Source organism: Thiohalophilus sp. (assembly GCF_034521165.1).
Lineage (GTDB): Bacteria > Pseudomonadota > Gammaproteobacteria > UBA6429 > Thiohalophilaceae > Thiohalophilus.
The window spans coordinates 394,791-412,130 of sequence record NZ_JAXHMV010000008.1 but is presented as its reverse complement, the minus strand read 5'-3'; the positions used below and the strand labels follow the sequence as shown (position 1 = coordinate 412,130).

Annotated in this window: 19 protein-coding genes; 11 read left to right on the top strand and 8 right to left on the bottom strand. The window is 57.1% G+C overall.

From position 1 onward, the window contains the following. Position 1 precedes the first annotated feature (1 nt). From hemW to U5K34_RS06680, 6 genes are all read left to right on the top strand, one after another. The gene (gene hemW, locus U5K34_RS06705) at positions 2-1,159 is read left to right on the top strand and encodes a radical SAM family heme chaperone HemW (RefSeq protein ID WP_322567679.1); all 1,158 of its coding nucleotides are present in this window, start codon (positions 2-4) and stop codon (positions 1,157-1,159) included. After that, on the top strand, positions 1,149-1,337 hold the full coding sequence (locus U5K34_RS06700; RefSeq protein WP_322567678.1) for a CPXCG motif-containing cysteine-rich protein: 189 nt from the start codon (positions 1,149-1,151) through the stop codon (positions 1,335-1,337). The genes hemW and U5K34_RS06700 overlap by 11 nt, the downstream gene beginning before the upstream one ends. Continuing rightward, positions 1,330-1,590, top strand: coding sequence for a hypothetical protein (locus U5K34_RS06695; RefSeq protein ID WP_322567677.1), 261 nt, complete (start codon positions 1,330-1,332; stop codon positions 1,588-1,590). Before U5K34_RS06700 ends, U5K34_RS06695 begins: the two co-directional genes overlap by 8 nt. Further along, positions 1,590-1,949, top strand: coding sequence for a cupin domain-containing protein (locus tag U5K34_RS06690; RefSeq protein WP_322567676.1), 360 nt, complete (start codon positions 1,590-1,592; stop codon positions 1,947-1,949). Before U5K34_RS06695 ends, U5K34_RS06690 begins: the two co-directional genes overlap by 1 nt. 2 nt (positions 1,950-1,951) lie before the next feature. Next, complete coding sequence (locus U5K34_RS06685; RefSeq protein WP_322567675.1) at positions 1,952-2,848, top strand: ROK family protein; 897 nt, start codon at positions 1,952-1,954, stop codon at positions 2,846-2,848. A 535-nt stretch (positions 2,849-3,383) separates the two neighbouring features. Further along, on the top strand, positions 3,384-3,785 hold the full coding sequence (locus tag U5K34_RS06680; protein WP_322567674.1) for a hypothetical protein: 402 nt from the start codon (positions 3,384-3,386) through the stop codon (positions 3,783-3,785). A gap of 72 nt (positions 3,786-3,857) precedes the next feature. Here the strand turns inward: U5K34_RS06680 and U5K34_RS06675 are convergent, their stop codons facing one another. Continuing rightward, positions 3,858-4,619, bottom strand: a complete 762-nt coding sequence (locus U5K34_RS06675) for an ABC transporter permease (protein WP_322567673.1) — start codon at positions 4,617-4,619, stop codon at positions 3,858-3,860. Between the two features lie 235 nt (positions 4,620-4,854). Further along, positions 4,855-5,781, bottom strand: a complete 927-nt coding sequence (locus U5K34_RS06670) for an ABC transporter ATP-binding protein (RefSeq protein ID WP_322567672.1) — start codon at positions 5,779-5,781, stop codon at positions 4,855-4,857. Positions 5,782-6,324: 543 nt separating this feature from the next. Between U5K34_RS06670 and U5K34_RS06665 the strand changes: the two genes are divergently transcribed. Next, positions 6,325-7,434, top strand: coding sequence for a PQQ-dependent sugar dehydrogenase (locus U5K34_RS06665; RefSeq protein ID WP_322567671.1), 1,110 nt, complete (start codon positions 6,325-6,327; stop codon positions 7,432-7,434). Between the two features lie 323 nt (positions 7,435-7,757). Here U5K34_RS06665 and U5K34_RS06660 read toward each other — a convergent pair whose 3' ends face one another. Further along, positions 7,758-8,363: a nitroreductase family protein gene (locus U5K34_RS06660; RefSeq protein WP_322567670.1), complete on the bottom strand. Its 606-nt coding sequence runs from the start codon at positions 8,361-8,363 to the stop codon at positions 7,758-7,760. Positions 8,364-8,794: 431 nt separating this feature from the next. On the opposite strand from U5K34_RS06660, the gene U5K34_RS06655 reads away from it, so the two are divergent. From U5K34_RS06655 to msrB, 4 genes are all read left to right on the top strand, one after another. After that, positions 8,795-9,502: an SDR family oxidoreductase gene (locus U5K34_RS06655; RefSeq protein ID WP_322567669.1), complete on the top strand. Its 708-nt coding sequence runs from the start codon at positions 8,795-8,797 to the stop codon at positions 9,500-9,502. Between the two features lie 98 nt (positions 9,503-9,600). After that, entirely contained in the window at positions 9,601-9,990 is a 390-nt protein-coding gene (locus U5K34_RS06650; protein ID WP_322567668.1) for a DUF4174 domain-containing protein, read from the top strand. Continuing rightward, the gene (locus U5K34_RS06645; protein ID WP_322567667.1) at positions 9,987-10,583 is read left to right on the top strand and encodes a CIA30 family protein; all 597 of its coding nucleotides are present in this window, start codon (positions 9,987-9,989) and stop codon (positions 10,581-10,583) included. Before U5K34_RS06650 ends, U5K34_RS06645 begins: the two co-directional genes overlap by 4 nt. A gap of 299 nt (positions 10,584-10,882) precedes the next feature. After that, the gene (gene msrB, locus U5K34_RS06640) at positions 10,883-11,371 is read left to right on the top strand and encodes a peptide-methionine (R)-S-oxide reductase MsrB (protein WP_322567666.1); all 489 of its coding nucleotides are present in this window, start codon (positions 10,883-10,885) and stop codon (positions 11,369-11,371) included. A gap of 358 nt (positions 11,372-11,729) precedes the next feature. Here msrB and U5K34_RS06635 read toward each other — a convergent pair whose 3' ends face one another. The 5 genes from U5K34_RS06635 to U5K34_RS06615 form a co-directional block, all read right to left on the bottom strand. Next, positions 11,730-13,976, bottom strand: a complete 2,247-nt coding sequence (locus U5K34_RS06635; RefSeq protein ID WP_322567665.1) for a patatin-like phospholipase family protein — start codon at positions 13,974-13,976, stop codon at positions 11,730-11,732. Positions 13,977-13,995: 19 nt separating this feature from the next. Then, the gene (locus tag U5K34_RS06630) at positions 13,996-15,012 is read right to left on the bottom strand and encodes a hypothetical protein (protein ID WP_322567664.1); all 1,017 of its coding nucleotides are present in this window, start codon (positions 15,010-15,012) and stop codon (positions 13,996-13,998) included. Positions 15,013-15,022: 10 nt separating this feature from the next. After that, a complete protein-coding gene (locus tag U5K34_RS06625) occupies positions 15,023-16,087 on the bottom strand; it encodes a hypothetical protein (RefSeq protein WP_322567663.1) in 1,065 nt (354 codons plus the stop codon). A gap of 200 nt (positions 16,088-16,287) precedes the next feature. Next, a complete protein-coding gene (locus tag U5K34_RS06620; protein WP_322567662.1) occupies positions 16,288-16,749 on the bottom strand; it encodes a DUF1499 domain-containing protein in 462 nt (153 codons plus the stop codon). 18 nt (positions 16,750-16,767) lie between these two features. Continuing rightward, positions 16,768-16,980, bottom strand: a complete 213-nt coding sequence (locus U5K34_RS06615; RefSeq protein ID WP_322567661.1) for a hypothetical protein — start codon at positions 16,978-16,980, stop codon at positions 16,768-16,770. Positions 16,981-17,340: the final 360 nt, after the last annotated feature.

Here is a 17,340-nt window from a genome sequence, read left to right as displayed (position 1 = left end):
TATGTTTATCTTTCGCTCACTGCCACCGCTGTCACTCTACATCCACTTCCCCTGGTGTACGCGCAAGTGTCCCTATTGCGATTTCAATTCCCATGCCCTGACCGGGGCACTGCCGGAGCAGGCCTATGTGGATACACTGCTGCGGGATCTGGAACAGGACCTGCCGCTGATCTGGGGGCGTCGGATTATTTCGATCTTCATGGGCGGCGGTACCCCCAGTCTGTTTTCCCCCGAGGCGCTGGATCGGCTGCTCGGTGGCATCCGCGCCCGGCTCAGTCTGGCCGCTGACTGCGAAATTACCCTGGAAGCCAACCCGGGCTCGGCCGAGGCCGACAAGTTTGCCGAATTTCGTGCCGCGGGTATCAACCGGCTGTCCATCGGCATCCAGAGCTTCGACGACGAGCCGTTACAGAAACTGGGCCGGATTCATGATCGCCGACAGGCCTTTGCCGCGGCCGAGGCCGCCCACGCGGCGGGGTTTGATAACTTCAATCTGGATCTGATGTTTGCCCTGCCTGACCAGACGCTCGATCAGGCCCTGGCCGATTTGCACAATGCCTTCGCGCTGGAGCCCGCCCATCTGTCTCATTACCAGCTCACGCTCGAACCCAACACCTGGTTCTATCACCACCCGCCACCGCTGCCCGATGACGATCTGGTCTGGGAGATGCAATCCCGCAGCCAGGCCCTGCTGGGCGAACACGGTTACGCCCAGTACGAAGTCTCGGCCTATGCCCGGCCCGGACGCCAGTGCCGGCATAACCGTAATTACTGGGAATTCGGCGATTATCTCGGCATTGGCGCGGGGGCGCACGACAAGATCAGCGATGCCGCCGCCGGGCGGATCGTGCGTCGCAGCAAGCAGCGCGGACCGCAGGATTATCTGCAGGCCCGCGACCTTGTGCAAAGCGAACAGCAGCCCGACGAGGCCGAGGTGGTATTCGAATTCATGCTCAACGCCCTGCGCCTGAATAGCGGTTTTGAACTCGCCCTGTTCGAGCAACATACCGGCCTCTCCCGCGAAGTATTGCGGCCCCTCTTGCAGGAAGCCCTCGCCGATGGCTTGATCGAACAGGAGAACGACCTTATAAAAACCAGTATGCGCGGACGGCAATATCTTAACGATCTGCTAGCACGGTTTTTGCCCGATGCTGGATGAAGTCGACATCGCATGTCCCTACTGCGGCGAGGTATTCACGACGGTCGTGGACTATTCCGCCGGCGATCAGGACTACATCGAAGACTGTTATGTCTGTTGCCGACCGATCCACTTTAGCGTTATGGTGGATATCAACGGTGAACTGACCGAGGTCATCACCCGACAAGACAATGAGTGACGATAACGACGACCGCTACCAGGCCATCTCCTGTGCTGACTACAGCCGCTATGAGGAGTGGATCATGCACGGGCAACGGCTGCAAATCGCCTGGCGCGATGCGCAGGGGCAGGACTATATCGGCCTGCTGCAACCCCTCGATTTACAATCCCGTCGCCGGCAGGAATTTTTGATCGCGCAACCGGTCAGCGGCGGCGACACAGTCCATATTCGCCTGGATCGGATTCTGCGCTGCAACCCGGATAAAACCTGATGCATACCCGCGACCGCGACATTGAAACCTACACCACCAAGGACGGCTCGCAGATCCGCGAGCTGATGCACCCGAATGTGCACGGCAACCGCAACCAGAGCCTGGCCGAGGCCATCGTCCCATCGGGCGAGATCACCCAGCTGCATCGCCATGGCCAGAGCGAAGAGCTCTACCACATTACGCAGGGCCGCGGCTGGATGACCCTGGGCGAGCAAGAGTTCGAAGTGAACCTCGGTGATACCGTGGCCATCGCCCCCGGCACGCCCCATCGCATCAAAAACATCGGTGACGAGCCGCTGCATATCCTCTGCAGCTGTTCGCCCCCCTACGCCCACGACGACACCGAACTACTGGAGTAACCATGCGCATCGGGATCGACATGGGCGGCACCAAGATCGAAGGCATCCTGCTCGACGAGCAGGGCCGTGAACAACAGCGCCAGCGGATCGACACCCCGCGCAACGACTACCCGGCCACCGTGCAGGCGATCGTCGATCTCATAAAACAACTGGAACGCGAACTCGACCAGCCGGCCACGGTCGGCATCGGCATCCCCGGCGCCATCTCCCCGGCCAGCGGTCGGGTCAAGAATGCCAACTCCACCTGGCTGATCGGCCAGCCGTTGCTGGACGATCTGCAACAGCAACTCGGCCGTGAAATCAAAATCGAAAACGACGCCAACTGCTTCGTGGTCTCCGAGGCCACCGACGGCGCCGCACAGGACGCCGATGTGGTCTTCGGCGTCATCATCGGCACCGGGACGGGGGGTGGTGTTTACGTACGCGGTCATTCCATCGTCGGCATCAACGCCATCGCCGGCGAATGGGGCCACAATCCCCTGCCCTGGCCGACGCCGAGCGAATACCCGGGACGCGACTGCTATTGCGGCAAAAAAGGCTGTATCGAAACCTGGCTCTGTGGCCCCGGCTTCAGCCTCGACCACCAGCTCAGCGGCGGCGGCCACATGCCCGCCCGCGAAATCGCGGAACTGGCGGCCCAGGGCGACGCCCTGGCCGAAGCCTCACTGGAACGTTACGAACAACGCCTGGCCAAGAGCCTGGCCTCGGTGATCAACATCCTCGACCCGCAAATCATCGTGCTGGGCGGCGGCATGTCCAACATCCAGCGCCTGTACAACAACGTGCCCAAACTCTGGGCCACCTACGTCTTCTCCGATCGGGTCGATACCAAACTCGTGCCGCCCAAACATGGCGACTCCAGCGGAGTGCGTGGTGCGGCATGGCTTTGGCCGCAATAAACACAGTTGGCAGGTTTTTACACCTCTTAACCACGAAGACACGAAGTCTCGAAACGAATCAATTTTTCTTTTATGTTTTCGTAGTCAAGCTTTTATAAAAACCCTGCCAACTGCCATCTGACGACTGCGAACTTTCTTTTTCGTGTCTTCGTGGTTGGTTTTCAGTTTTGCCTACCAAAGCCGGGACTCAGGTGGAACAGCTTCGCTTGTTCCACCCTACAGGGGGTGATCGGGGATTGGGAACTTTTATTTAGAATCTACTTGCCAGGCTCGACAGGTTTCAGGTGGATCCGCTTCACTTGACTTACCCTGCGAACTTCGATTTTCCGTCATCAAGTGCGGGCAGGTTCAAGTCCGGAGGCAAACGCGGCAGGTGCAAACAACCGGCATTAACCGAACATCTTACCGCATTCCGGCGCAACCCGGGGGCCACTCCACCCGGATAGGATATCCCACTCTGAACTACCGACTTCCGATTTCCGATTCCCGATTTCCCTGTTATCGTAGCCCCAGGCATTCAACCGGAAAAATCATCATGCACGCGCTTCCCAGACCCGTTTACCTTGCCATCCTGCCCTTGCTGATGATGCTCTCGCCTGCCGTCAGCGCCGAAACCCTGAACGCCGAACAGGTCAAAACCCTGTTCAGTGACAAGACCGTCGAATACCGCCATGAAAAACTGGGCTTCGAGTTTGTTGTCTACCACGCACCCGACGGCACCCTGCGCGGTACCCGCGACGGCCAGCTCATGAGCGAACTGCAGTGGTCGGTGAATGAGCATGGCGAACTGTGCATCGCCTATAACCGCAATCAGCGTTGTTACCCGATCATGCGCGATGATGGCAAATACAAAAAATACACGGTTGATGACAACGGCAAGCGAAAAATCCTGCTCACCTACCGGCGCTTTATCGACGGGAACCCGAATGACTTCTGACTTATTTTTCGTCTCGACGCTTTAATTCTTTTGATCGGCGTCGCCAGCATATTGCTGTTTCCTCGCCACTCGTCACTGTTTTAACCGATACCCGGTTCTAAACATCCACCACACAAGTCCCAGGCAGAGAATCAAAAACCCCAGAATCATCCCGATGCTCAACACCACGCTGACATCGGCGATCTCGTAAAAGCTCCAGCGAAAACCGCTGATGAGATAGACCACCGGATTGAACAGCGTCACGGTCTGCCAGGCGGGTGGCAGCATGTCGATGGAATAGAAGGTACCGCCCAGAAACACCAGCGGGGTCACCACCAGCAACGGGATCAATTGCAGTTTTTCAAAGTCGGTCGCCCACAGGCCGATGATGAATCCGAACAGGCTGAACGAGAGACAGGTGAGGACCAAAAACATCAGCATCCACAACGGATGGGCGATCTGGATATCCACGAAGAACCCGGCGGTCGCCAGAATGATCAACCCGATGATCAACGACTTGCTCGCCGCCGCGCCCACGTAACCGATCACGATCTCGATGAACGAGACCGGCGCTGAATGCAGTTCGTAGATCGCGCCGGTAAACTTGGGAAAGAAGATCCCGAACGAGGCATTGGCCAGACTCTGGGTCAGGATTGCCAGCATCACTAGCCCGGGCACGATGAACGAACCATACTCCACGCCGCCCACTGACTCGATACGTGAGCCGATAGCCGAGCCGAACACCACGAAATAGAGTACCGTGGTCAGCACCGGCGAGGCGAAGCTCTGCGCCACGGTCTCAAACGCCCGGCGCATTTCGTGTTTGTAGATCACCCGTATGGCGTAAATATTCATTGGTTTTTGTAATAGCCTGTCATCGCGAATTGATACTTTGTGTACAGAGATTGCTTCGTTATTTCATTCCTCGCAATGACCCTGCCAGTTGCTGTCATTGCGAGCGAGCAACGCGAGCGCGGCAATCTTTCCACTAATCGCATGCCAGCCTGGTTCATCCCGGTTCCACTCTGCCTGATCCGGCCTTCCTCTTTTGACTGCCATCTGCCAACTGCAAACTGCCAACTGTTCCTTTTCATTTTTTACCCTTCACCAGATTGACAAAGATTTCCTCCAGCGAGGTCTGGGTGGTCTGCACATCCTTGATCACCAGCCCCGCGCCGGCGATGGCCTGCAGGAACTCATGGATCCGGGTATGGGTACGATGCGGATCGTAGGTATAGGTCAGCTGCTCGCCGCTTTCGGATAATTCCAGCGGCCACTCCTGCAATTCAGGCGGCAACTCCCGCAGCGGCGTTTCCAGATCGATCACCAGCTGGCGCTTGCCCAGCTTGTGCATCAGGGTCTGCTTGTCATCCACCAGCAGCAACTCACCGTTGTTAATCACCCCGACGCGATCGGCGATAGCCTCGGCCTCTTCGATGTAGTGGGTGGTCAGAATGATGGTCACACCCGCGGCGCGCAGCCGGTAAACCAGCGCCCACATCTCCTGGCGCAGCTCCACGTCCACCCCGGCGGTCGGCTCGTCCAGAAACAGCACCATGGGCTCATGGGCCAGCGCCTTGCCGATCAGCACCCGGCGTTTCATCCCGCCGGAGAGCGTCATCAGCATGTTATTGCGCTTGTCCCACAGGGTCAGGTCCCTGAGCACCTGCTCGATATAGTCCGGGTTGGGCGGCTTGCCGAACAACCCGCGGCTGAAGGTCATGGTGTGCCAGACCTTTTCGAATGCCCCCAGACTCAGCTCCTGCGGCACCAGGCCGATGCGGCTGCGGGTCTGGCGATAATCGCGCCGGATATCATAACCGTCCACCGTCACCGAGCCCGAACCGGGCGTGACGATACCGCAGATGATCGAAATGAGCGTGGTCTTGCCCGCGCCATTGGGCCCCAGCAGCGCGAGAATTTCGCCCGGCTGGATGTCCAGATTGACGTTTTTCAGCGCCTGAAAACCGCTGCCGTAGGTCTTGGACAGATTGTTAATCGAAACGATGGGTGACATGGGATCATCCGGGCGAGTGGACTGACTATATTAAAAGGAAAAGCCGCCTATTGCGACAGCCACACCCAAACCCGCTTGCCGGCAGACTGGCTGCGGCCCCTTTCTCACCCGACAAACCGCAACGCCCGGTATTCTGTCATGGTGTTACCCGGCACACACTGACGGGCCCGACCAGGACTGGCTACGCTGCCATGCTCATCCCCGGCCTTGAACTGGCATCCAGCTCGCACCACGCGGGATTGCGGCCCTGGTCGCCATGTCGACAAGGTGGCCGCAACCGGGCTTTTGACTACAATAGAGACGAACCCGCGTCATGCCGGGCCTGACCCGACATCCAGTCCCGGTTCGAGGCGTATTGCCGGCCCTCGCCGCACTAACGAAAAGTGGCAAGCGCGGTTGAACATCTTGCTGAAAATGACTATTGATTGGCTATTCCAGCGTCCTTCGAGCGCCGGCTCAACAAGGCATGACAACCCGGGTAGTCGCCATAATGACCTGTTCACTATCGACAACCCCACCCATTCAGCCACACGGAGTCACACCATGCGCCTGTTTCTCACCAGCCTGTTCCTTGTTCTGCTGACCGCTTGCAACAACGCCACCGGCACCGACGAAAACCGCGCTTACGAAGTCGAGGTGCTGACCGATGAGCTCCGCCATCCCTGGTCCATGGCCTTTTTACCCAACGGCGATGTGCTGATCACCGAACACGCCGGGCGCCTGCGGATCTTCCGCGACGGCAAGTTGCTGCCCGAACCGGTCCGCGGCCTGCCCGAGGTCCATCCTACCGGCCAGGGCGGGCTGCTGGATCTGGCACTGCATCCGGAATTTGAAAACAACCGCTGGCTTTATATGAGCTACGCGGCAAAGCATAACGGCAAGGCCACCACCCATGTGGCCCGCGGCCGTTACCAGGACGGCACCCTGAGTGACGTGGAAGTGCTGTTCATTGCCGAGCCCGCCGGGAATACCGGCCGTCACTTCGGATCGCGCCTGGTCTTCGACAATGAAGGTTATCTGTATCTCACCGTCGGCGATCGCGGCACCCAGCCCCGCGCCCAGGATTTGAGCGATCACGCCGGCGGCACCCATCGCCTGCACGACGACGGCCGCATCCCCGACGACAACCCTTTTGTCGATCGCAAGGAGGCCAAACCGTCGTTCTACACCTACGGCAACCGCAACGCCCAGGGCATGACCGTGCATCCCGACACCGGCGTCATCTGGCAGGTGGAACACGGCCCGCGCGGTGGCGACGAGCTGAACATCATCAAAGCCGGGGTCAACTACGGCTGGCCGGTCATCACCTACGGCGTCAACTACAGCGGCACCCAGGTCGGCGAGGGCATCACCCGTAAAGAAGGCATGGCACAACCGATCCATTACTGGGATCCCTCCATCGCCCCCTCCGGCATGGCCTTCTATACCGGCGACGCCTTCCCCGACTGGCAGGGCAACCTGTTCGTCGGCGCCCTGGCCCACGAACACCTGGCCCGACTGGTCATCAAGGACAACAAGGTCATTAAAGAAGAAAAGCTGCTGCAGGAGCGCAGCGAGCGCATCCGCGACGTGCGCATGGGTCCGGACGGGTTGTTGTGGATCCTGACCGACGAATCCGATGGAGCATTACTACGACTGAAACCGGCCAGATAATCCCCTCCTATTATCTTGCTCCCCTCTCCCGTTTATGGGAGAGGGTAAACTCGCACCTCGTCACTCGTACCTCGTTACTGCCCGAAGGGCCCGGGAGAGGGTAAAACTCGCACCTCGTCACTCGTACCTCGCCCCTGCCCGAAGGGCATGTAGGAGCGCCCCACGGGCGCGATTCTCAACGAGCCGGATCCACTCCGCCTGATCCGGCCTGCCGGGACTGACGACTGCCATCTGCCAACTGCCAACTATCTCTTCCTGCCCCGTCCGAAGGACCCGGAATATACCGGCCAGCGACATGGCGTTGCGGTAACCGGCTCCCGGCATCATGCAAAGCGATCGGTCACCATCACCTCGTTCAGCTCAAGCTGCCCCGGTCTGGGCCAGGAATCCTTGATGCCCTTGCCGATGGTAATCATAAAGGCAATGGTATGGTCTTCGGGCAGGTTGATGATTTTGGCCACGGCCTCGAAATCAAACCCGTCCATCGGGCAGGTCTGATAACCCAGCTCCTGGGCCGTTAACATGATGGTTTGCCCGGCCAGACCGCAGGAGCGCATGCCTTCGTCACGTTCCACCTGTGGGTTGCCCCGGTAATAACCATCAATCGCCGGGACCAGCATATCCTGGACCTCCTGCGGGGCATTTTTCCAGTAACGTTGCGGCTCATGTTCCCAGGCCTTGTTGTCAAAGCACAGTACCAGTAACTCCGAAGCCTCGGTCACCTGCGCCTGATCCCAGGCCACGGCGCGAATCGCCTTGCGCTGCTGTGGGTCGCGTACCCGCACAAAACGCCAGTTTTGAATGTTAAACGCCGTCGGGGAGAGTATGGCGTGCTCCATCAGTTTGTTGAACGTCTCCTCCGGCATCTGATGATCCGGGTCATACCATTTGATGGCGCGTCGTGCGCGGACCGCTTCGCTGACTTGCATAACATGCTCCCTATATAAAAGACATGAAAAACACTACGATATAGAATTCAACGATTATTTCAAGCAGGTAACCTTCCTGCAACAATCGGGCTTATTGACAGCCCATAAAATAAATGCAGGGCGTGTCCCACACACTGTCATCGGTTTGCTGCAATACATGTCGTTGTTGCATCCTGACTGTTATTGAGTCGCCGATGAAATCGCCTCCGATCCGGTACCCAATGACAGACTTTAAGCTTTCATCAAATAAGTTATCCCCGCCTCGATCAGGTCTTAATACTATTAATGATGTTATGGGATCGTCGACAACCTGTTTGAACCGGAAGCAAAACGTATCCCCGCTGGTGAAAAACTGGTTAGAATGAATACCCTCTGTTTCCGTTGACAGGCCTCGTTCCCGACACACATTGGATGAATAACCCGGTGACTCCATGAACATCGCAATCATTGGCGGCTCTGGCGGTATCGGTCGCACTTTCGTCGAGGTCCTGGCGGGCCGCCCCGAAGTGAGTGCGATCCATGCTACCTATAACCGGACCCCACCGCCGTTTCAACATCCCGCTGTCACCTGGCAGCCACTGGATATCACCAACGAGTCTGCCATCCGGAACTGGGGACGTGAACTGGGCGAAATCGACTGGCTCATCAATGCCGTCGGACTGTTGCATGATCTCGAACAGGGTCCGGAGAAGAGCATTCGCCGACTCGACCCGGCGTTTTTCATGCAGAACATGAATATCAATGCTCTGCCAACGCTCCTGCTGGCCAAACACCTGCACCGAAATCTCAAACACGACCGCACAGCGATCTTTGCCACCATCTCCGCCAAGGTGGGCAGCATCGAAGATAATCGGCTGGGCGGCTGGTACAGTTACCGCGCCTCCAAGGCCGCTCTCAACATGGGCCTCAAAACCCTGGCGATCGAATGGCAACGCACCCTGCCCAATGTAGTGGTAGCCGCTCTGCATCCGGGCACCACCGATACACCTTTATCGAAACCGTTTCAAAAGCACGTTCCGAAGGGCCAACTGTTCACCCCGACGCGGAGCGTCACCGACATGCTCGATGTACTGGATAAACTCACTCCCGAAGACTCAGGGAAATTCTGGGCCTTCGATGGCGAATTACTACCCTGGTAATTTAACCCATGATGAAACAACAGCGATCACTGTTCTCAATCGGCCTGGTACTGCTGGGCACAGTGTTTGGCAGCGTCCGGTCTGTCGCAGCGGGGCCAATGTCAGACTATGTACGGCAAAATCGTCCCCTGCTCCTGTTCACACCGACACTTGCCGATTCCCGCTTGCAGCAGATCAAACGCCACCTGCAACAACGACGTTGCGAGCTGGATGACCGGGCGATGCTCATCGGCATTATCGTCAAGCAAGGTCAAAGCCGCCTGGATAACCACCCCATTTCCCGAACATACGCCACTACTCTGCGAAATCGCTATGCTATCGAAGACGCTCAGTTCACCGCGATTTTGATCGGCAAGGATGGCGGCGAAAAACAGCGTCTCTATGACATCCCTGATCTGGATGCTATCTTTGCGCTGATCGACGGTATGCCCATGCGCCAGGACGAGATGGCGCAAAACTCCATTGACTGTCGCAGGCAAACGCAATGACCCTGACTCTCCGCAACGGTTGTGCCATTCTGGCAATGCTGTTGTTCTACTACCCGGTGACCCTGATGGCCGAACAAGATACCAGGATGATTGATACACGCGACACCGGCGATCGACGCGCCAGCGCCGGCAATCAATGGCGCCTGGTCACTGACGGCGTAATGGGCGGGGTCTCGCAAGGCCAACTGACCGCCGGGGCGATTGAAGGGCGCCCCTGCCTGCGCCTGCGCGGCGACGTCAGCCTGCAGAACAACGGGGGGTTTATCCAGATGGCCCTGGATCTGCCCGATGCGATTCGGCGCGAGGTATCGGGGTATACGGGCCTGATGCTCGAGGTTTATGGCAACGGCGAGCAGTACAACGTTCACCTGCGTACCGAGGACATCTGGCTGCCGTGGCAATCCTATCGCGCCACCTTCAGCGCCACACCGCAATGGCAACAGATTTACCTGCCCTTTAGCGACTTCCAGCCCCACCGCATCAGCACCGGCCTGGACGTCGCCCGGCTGGAGCGTATCGGCCTGGTGGCGATCGGCCGGGAATTCACCGCCGACCTTTGCCTTGGAAAACTCGGGCTATATAAATCGCAATAAGGCCTGGCAGGCCAGGAACCGATTTATTCATTCAACGCGTCCCGGATGCGCCCCACCCGCTTGCGGTTGGCGCCCAGCGTCGGGCGCCCGGGCCGGGATGGCGAATAGACAGGGAGCACCTGAATTTGCATGGGTCCAGGCCCGCTCAGCGCCACCCATCTATTCCGCTGCCCCCGATCCGCCACGGAACCAACCCCCTCCCCGCCTGTCTACATCAATACGCTTTAAATAAAATCCGCATGGCAACACAACGCCTGGCCCGTGCCGCAGCGGGATGGACCAGGCAGGAGGTCCGGGACATGAACCGACGTCGCTTCATCATCCAGCTGGCGGGCATTACCTCGGCGACCCTGCTCGCGCCCCGGATGCTGCTCAGTGCCGAGGAACGCCAGGCGGCGATTGAGAAAATCAGCAAAAGCGAGGCGCAGTGGAAGCAAATCCTGACGCCGGAAGAATTCCACATCCTGCGCGAGGAAGGCACCGAGCCGGCCCACACCAGCCCGCTGAATGACGAAAAGCGCAAGGGCACCTATGTCTGCGCCGGCTGCGCCCTGCCCCTGTTCACCTCCGAGATGAAATATGACAGCGGCACCGGCTGGCCCAGTTTCACCACCACCCTGCCCGGCGCCGTCGAAACCAGCCTCGACTTCAAACTGGTCTGGCCACGCACCGAATATCACTGCGCGCGCTGCGAAGGCCATCAGGGCCACGTGTTTGATGACGGTCCGCCGCCCACCGGTCAGCGCTGGTGCAACAACGGCCTCGCGCTCAACTTCATCCCGGACTGACAATTCAGAATAACAGACGTAAAACGCCAGACTGCGAGACCGTCCCCGGACTTTGCCCCTGGAATTGAATCCTGTTTATTGACCAAACGCGGTCCGGAGTCTCTCCAGCCGCTGGCGGTTGACCCCAGTCACGGAAAACGCCATCAGAATCACAGCGAATATAACGCTTAGTGTAGCAAAAGAACAAATAAGCAGTTTCATGCTATCTGCCATATGAGGATACGGCCTGGTTCAATCAACACCGACTCCGTTAACAAGGGCAAGAATTTCATCACCTGAACTATGTCCGGCGCGGTAAATAACGTGCGCAATCACATGCCAGAATTACTCAAACCGATTGAATAAAGCAACTGTCCATTCAGATCAGCGTCAGGTTTTTTTGAACATCATCGGGTAATTCCCGAATCATTGTCTTGGCCAGCTGATAGCCGAGTTCGCGATAGGCCTCGAACTGGTTCTCATCGAAAACCTGGTCGCTGGTGGGTTCATCGGGAAAAGTATCATTGCTGTGCTTGTAAGAATAGATATCGGCCGGCAAGTTACGGGTAATGGTGGATTTGACATAGACCAGCACACCGGTCTTGCCGCTGCGGTATTTGATGTTGCCGATATTGTAGCCCTTTTCCGCGAAGTAGTTCAGACCGTAAGGTCGCTGCTCATCGTACTTTGGCACCATGGGATCGATATCAATCCCGATCTGGGCACCAAAATCCAACCTTACCTTTTCAATCAGGTTGGCCAGATCGGTAAAGCCAAAATCCTTATCCGCTGCCGCATCACTGACAAAAATGATATCGACCTCGCGGCGAATCAGTTCATACACTGCCAGGTTCTCGAAATGCCCGCCATCACTCAGTTCGACATAATTGGATTTTTCATTCAGTCCATAGGGTATAAAGCTGTCATACAACGCCGGGATCCACAGGTTTGGCTGGTGTAACACCGGCGGCAGGAACCCCGGCCGGGGTTTTTTAGCCGGGTTTTCCACCCACACGCCCAGACGCAGATTCAACAAGGACATCACCAGCGACAACAGGGGATTGCGGGTGGGTCCCTTACCGTTGGCGCCGGTATTGGGATTGACGGCTGCCCCGGATATCGCCATGGCGGAGGAATAGGTCATCCTGCCACCGATAAACCGGGTGGAGGGTTGCCAACCGGTCGCACTGCTGCCGCAGAACCGCGGCGAGAGAATAAAGTTATCGCCGCCTCGTCCCTTGAACTTCGGGATATCTGATCCGGGTAACAGGATGTTGGTGTTGATGATGTGATAAGGACCAACCGCACCGTTCTCATAATTGCAGATGTCCTGCACCTTGCCGATATTGGCCTGATGGGCAAAACGATCACCGCCCTTGTCCCGGAGACGGCTCACATCGGGCAAAAACAATTCCATCAGTCGGTCACGATAATATCCGTGCATGGTGATAAAATTAATGTTGATGATCAGGCCGAATAATAAAGGTACCAGCAGTAACCAGAACGAATACGGAACGGTAGACAACTGGGCGACAATGACATTGGAGCGGCTCAACAGATAATCCCCGGCCAGATAGCCCAGGATGAGGACGCCGTATATCAGCAGAATCGCCGCGACCGTGACAATTAGATTGGTAGGAATCTTGATCCTGGGCGCCCTGGTCGAGCTGGTGCGGACATAAGACCAGACGCCCGACAGGATACCACCGAGCGTGGCCAGAATCCCGCCTTCGAGTTTCAGGTCATGCAGGTAATTGATTACATACGGCAAGGTTCCCAGGATAAGAAAGACGATCCCCGCGATCCAGATATAGCGCATGATGCAGTAATAGCAACGATGCACCACATACAAAATCGCCGGGAAAAAGCGTCCGAAGGTCGCCGCCACCCCGTACACGATCGACAGCAGGATCCCCAGCACCAGCGCCGCAAACGCCAGGTAGAGAAAGTTGGCCAGGTTGCCCATCTCCACGTAGAAACCACTGAAAGCGGAGAACATCTCCGTCGGCGTGACCAGCCAGGAATAGATGAAATTGACCTGCGCCCCCTTGGTGCCAAACAGCGCCAGCAGCATCAACAGGAACACCAGTACGGGGCCATAGACCAGGATATTGATAAACATCCCGCGTAACAGCGCCGAAAGCAGCGCGGTATAATCCAGGCAGCCGCCGGGGAACAGGTAATTGATATTCTGGCGCAGATGGCGCAGCAGACTCATCTTCTCGCGACTGCCGGCCCCTGTCGCACTGCGCTGATTCGGCCGGGTACCAAACGGAAAATCTTCCTCCTCGAGCCCATACCGGGTTTCCTCCATACAACCATCTTCCCGGCGAATTTTCCAGGTTTTGTGTAACATCCAGGCCAGCGAGGAACCGATGTAGCCCCCGCCCGACACGGTCGACAGATAATCAACCTGCTTGAGCAGCTGATACTTGGCCATCGCCTGCAACAGGCCGAGCGCGAAACTCGCCGAGCGGATGCCCCCGCCGGAGAGGGCCAGACCGACGGTGGTCTTGCCCGGCGGCTTGTCCTTGCGGGTCTTGAGATAGGCGCGTTCCTGCTCCAGCAGCCTGTCCTCGTCTTTCCATGAATAATAGTCCGGGGTTTGATTCTTATTCTTTGCCACCTGATCCGCTCCCTGCCTCTTATTTCAGACTGCCGATATAACTGTCCATGTAGGCTTTTTTGTCCTTGAACAGCTCGAGTACATCCATCGAAATGAATACCCCGGTCTCTCCGTCCCGATCGACAGCGCCAATCGTATAAACATTCCCGAAGTGCAGCGCCAGGCCATAGGCCCAGTCATCCAGGTTGATCCGTTCAGAATAGACCCCGACGATACTGCCTCCGGAGAGCTGGTACCACTTGTCGCGCCGCCAACTGTTCCAGCCGACGAGCTCGAGCATGATGCCTTCCTCAGTCTGGTTACCTTCCACTGCCTCGGAGACATTTTCTATCACCACCGCGGGATGCATCAGGATCCATTGCGCATCCGGCGGACGAAGAAACTCGCCGGGTTGTTTATCCTTACGCCAGAAATAACTGTTGACCGCGCGCTCCAGCAAAGTCTGCGAGCGGCTCTTTTGATAAAAGTTTTCCCAGTCCTGCTCGACGATATTGAGATATTTGAGCACCGGTCCGGTGTCCAGTTTCTGGATGAGCAACTGGGCATGGTTATAAATCGCCGCATAGGCCATGATGTACTCGCGACAGGACCCGGCCTGGTTGGCCTGCGCCAGCGCCTCACAGGCGACGTGGTTGGCCTCCGACACCCTGAACTTCTCGCCCTCGAACCTGATGCCATCGCCCTGGGCCAGCGGCATGACCAGGAAGTTCGGCACGGCATTTTCCGTCTGCATCACCTGGTTGATGGCCTGGTTAACATCCCGGATCGGGAAAAAGAAAGTGTTGTTTTTCCTGAACCGGTCTTCGGCGGCCACACTCATCTGCGCGATCTGATCGGATATCGCGCGCTTGTTGGTCAACGCTCCGCTGCAAAACTGTTCGATGATCGCCTCGGAGGCTGTGGCCATCTGCGGGAAGATCTGATGATATTTCGGCTCCAGCCGGTAATCCTCGCAGAACCCGGTATCCTCGGCCTGTACCGGCAAGTGGGCACCGAGGACAACAAATAACAGTATCCATAAAGCCCTGGCTTTCATCCCTGCCTCCTTATTCGAAGTCTTTCCCGAACGCGGCCAACATGTCGCGCATTCCCTGGGCCGCACGGATAAACGCCTCAACGCTCTCCTTGTCGGCCAGATCGATGGTGTCCCATTTTTGCTGCAAGAATTCGGCCTTGCCCTGCAGGGCCGTGTCCTGATGCGCCTTGAACGCCTTTTTACGTTCGGTCTTGTTCGGTGCAAAATCGATGTTGAGTACCTGCAACAATGGCACGTGACACACCGGATTTTTCAGATAGTGGGTGACAGCGTGGGTATTGAGATCGGTGATCAACTTGGGCCGCAGCTCCTGGTACATAAACGCATCGTGTTCGATTTCTTCACACCAAATGTCGTTGATTACCGGTTCGAACGGCGAGGGAATCATGAACGGGTCCAGCACGTGGCGATACTGATAATAGGTACCGACACAACCGTTCCTGCACGGATTGACCACGGATCGGTTAACGTCGACAAAACTCTGCAACAGGCGGGAGACATTGGCAACCAGGTGCACCGAGGCCAGCTTGCTGGTGCGCAGTGACAGGTTATGATCCAGGCTGCTCTCCCCGGGCGGGGCATACAACGAGGCCAGCGTATCATGCACCACGCTGGTCCCCAGTGAGTGGCCGAGAACATGCACATTCTGGGCACCAACATCACGAATCGTCTCGCTAATCAGCCTGGCCAGCTTGACGCGAATCAGCTCACCCAGCCCGGTGTAGCGATAAAAGATCACATCCAGCCAGTGGGTTTTGAAAAAGTGATCCTGGTTAAGCTCCGAATCCCAGCGGGCGATCTCCTGCGACATCATCCCCGTCACCCCGGCGCCCTGTAATTTGTCCAGGCGCTGGACCAGTGGCAAGGCAGTGTCCGCCAGCTTCTCGCGGTGTTCATTGAAAATGGTGTTATAGCCGAAGGGGACGAGATTAACCCGTTCCTGGATTTGCTTTCCCTGCCACTTTTCATACAGGCCGAGGGCATAGTTGAGGGACGTGGTCACCTCTTCCCTGAACGAATCACCGGTGTGCTCGCCCATGCCGTGGACGAGAATCAGCGTGGGTTTATCGGGCATGGCTCTACTCCCTGTTGATTTTCAATGTCAATCCTTTCGAACCTGGAACGGCAATACCGATGCCATATAGTTTGGACCATAACTTCTGGATCCGCCACCTGCCCAACCACAGAAAGTACATCAAAACCATGCCAACGCTGCGTCCAGTCTTCGAACCATTCCCGCCTGGACGGCAATCCGGTCAAGCAACGCGGTGGCTTTTAGTCAGGCTTACTGGCAAAACACGCCCGGATTCGCTCCACCCGCTGGCGGTTGGCGCCAAAATCGGATCGCCCGACCCGGGATGCCGAGCGCACATGGATCACCTGCTGGCTTTGATTCAGCCGCAACTCCACATCATCGATAAACCGTAACCACGGGGTTTGATAGACCGCGTGCAGATAATCTGGCTGCTCGGCAATTACCTCCCCGCCGGTTTCGTCAATCACCCGTTTAACCCGGCGCCACGCTTCTTCCACCGGGCCGATATAGTTCAACGGTTCGATATAGGCATCGTTCGACGGGTATTCACTGCAGACACAATTGGGCGACGCCGGACAGGGTTGTAACCGGCCATCGACCAGGCCCAGCTCGGGCTGTTTGCGTGAGGCAATCGACAGCGCCACCAGAATAGCACCGACGACAACGATCAGCGCGGCAACAGAGTAAATATACGGTTTCATATCAAGTTCGACCGTGTGTTATTCCTGGCTTAATAACCGCTGCAGGATCTGCTGCAGCTTATCCTCACTCATATCAATGTACTCCACCACCCGGCCGTAGAGCATCGCGGTCGGCACGTTCCGGCCATCCCGCTCGGCCTGCGCCTGATGGAGGCAATACAGCACGATCCGTTCCCTGCGCGTCAGCCCGTCGCGCTCATCGGGGAGATTGTCGATGTCAATTGTATTCATGGCGCACTACATAAAACTTGGCTGGTGTATTTGCACTATTGTGAATTTGGTTTAAACAACCAAATTTCAGCCAATCCCTGTTTTTACTCTGACTCCAAACATCACCATGAGTCAAGCGAGCAATCGAAAGCCGCTGTTACAGGCACAGCCGTACATCCGGGTCGAACCAACTCAACTTATAAGCCGGTCCTCGACTCATCTTCATCAGTTAATATGATGAGCTATTTTAACGAAAGCAGCCTATAGTCGAGCTCGAACATCGCTACATCCTCTACCCTCACCGGTATACCACCAACAGGATGCAGTCCCGCCAGACGCGGCGCATTTCGCGACGCCTTGCAGGCGGCCGGCGATGTCACT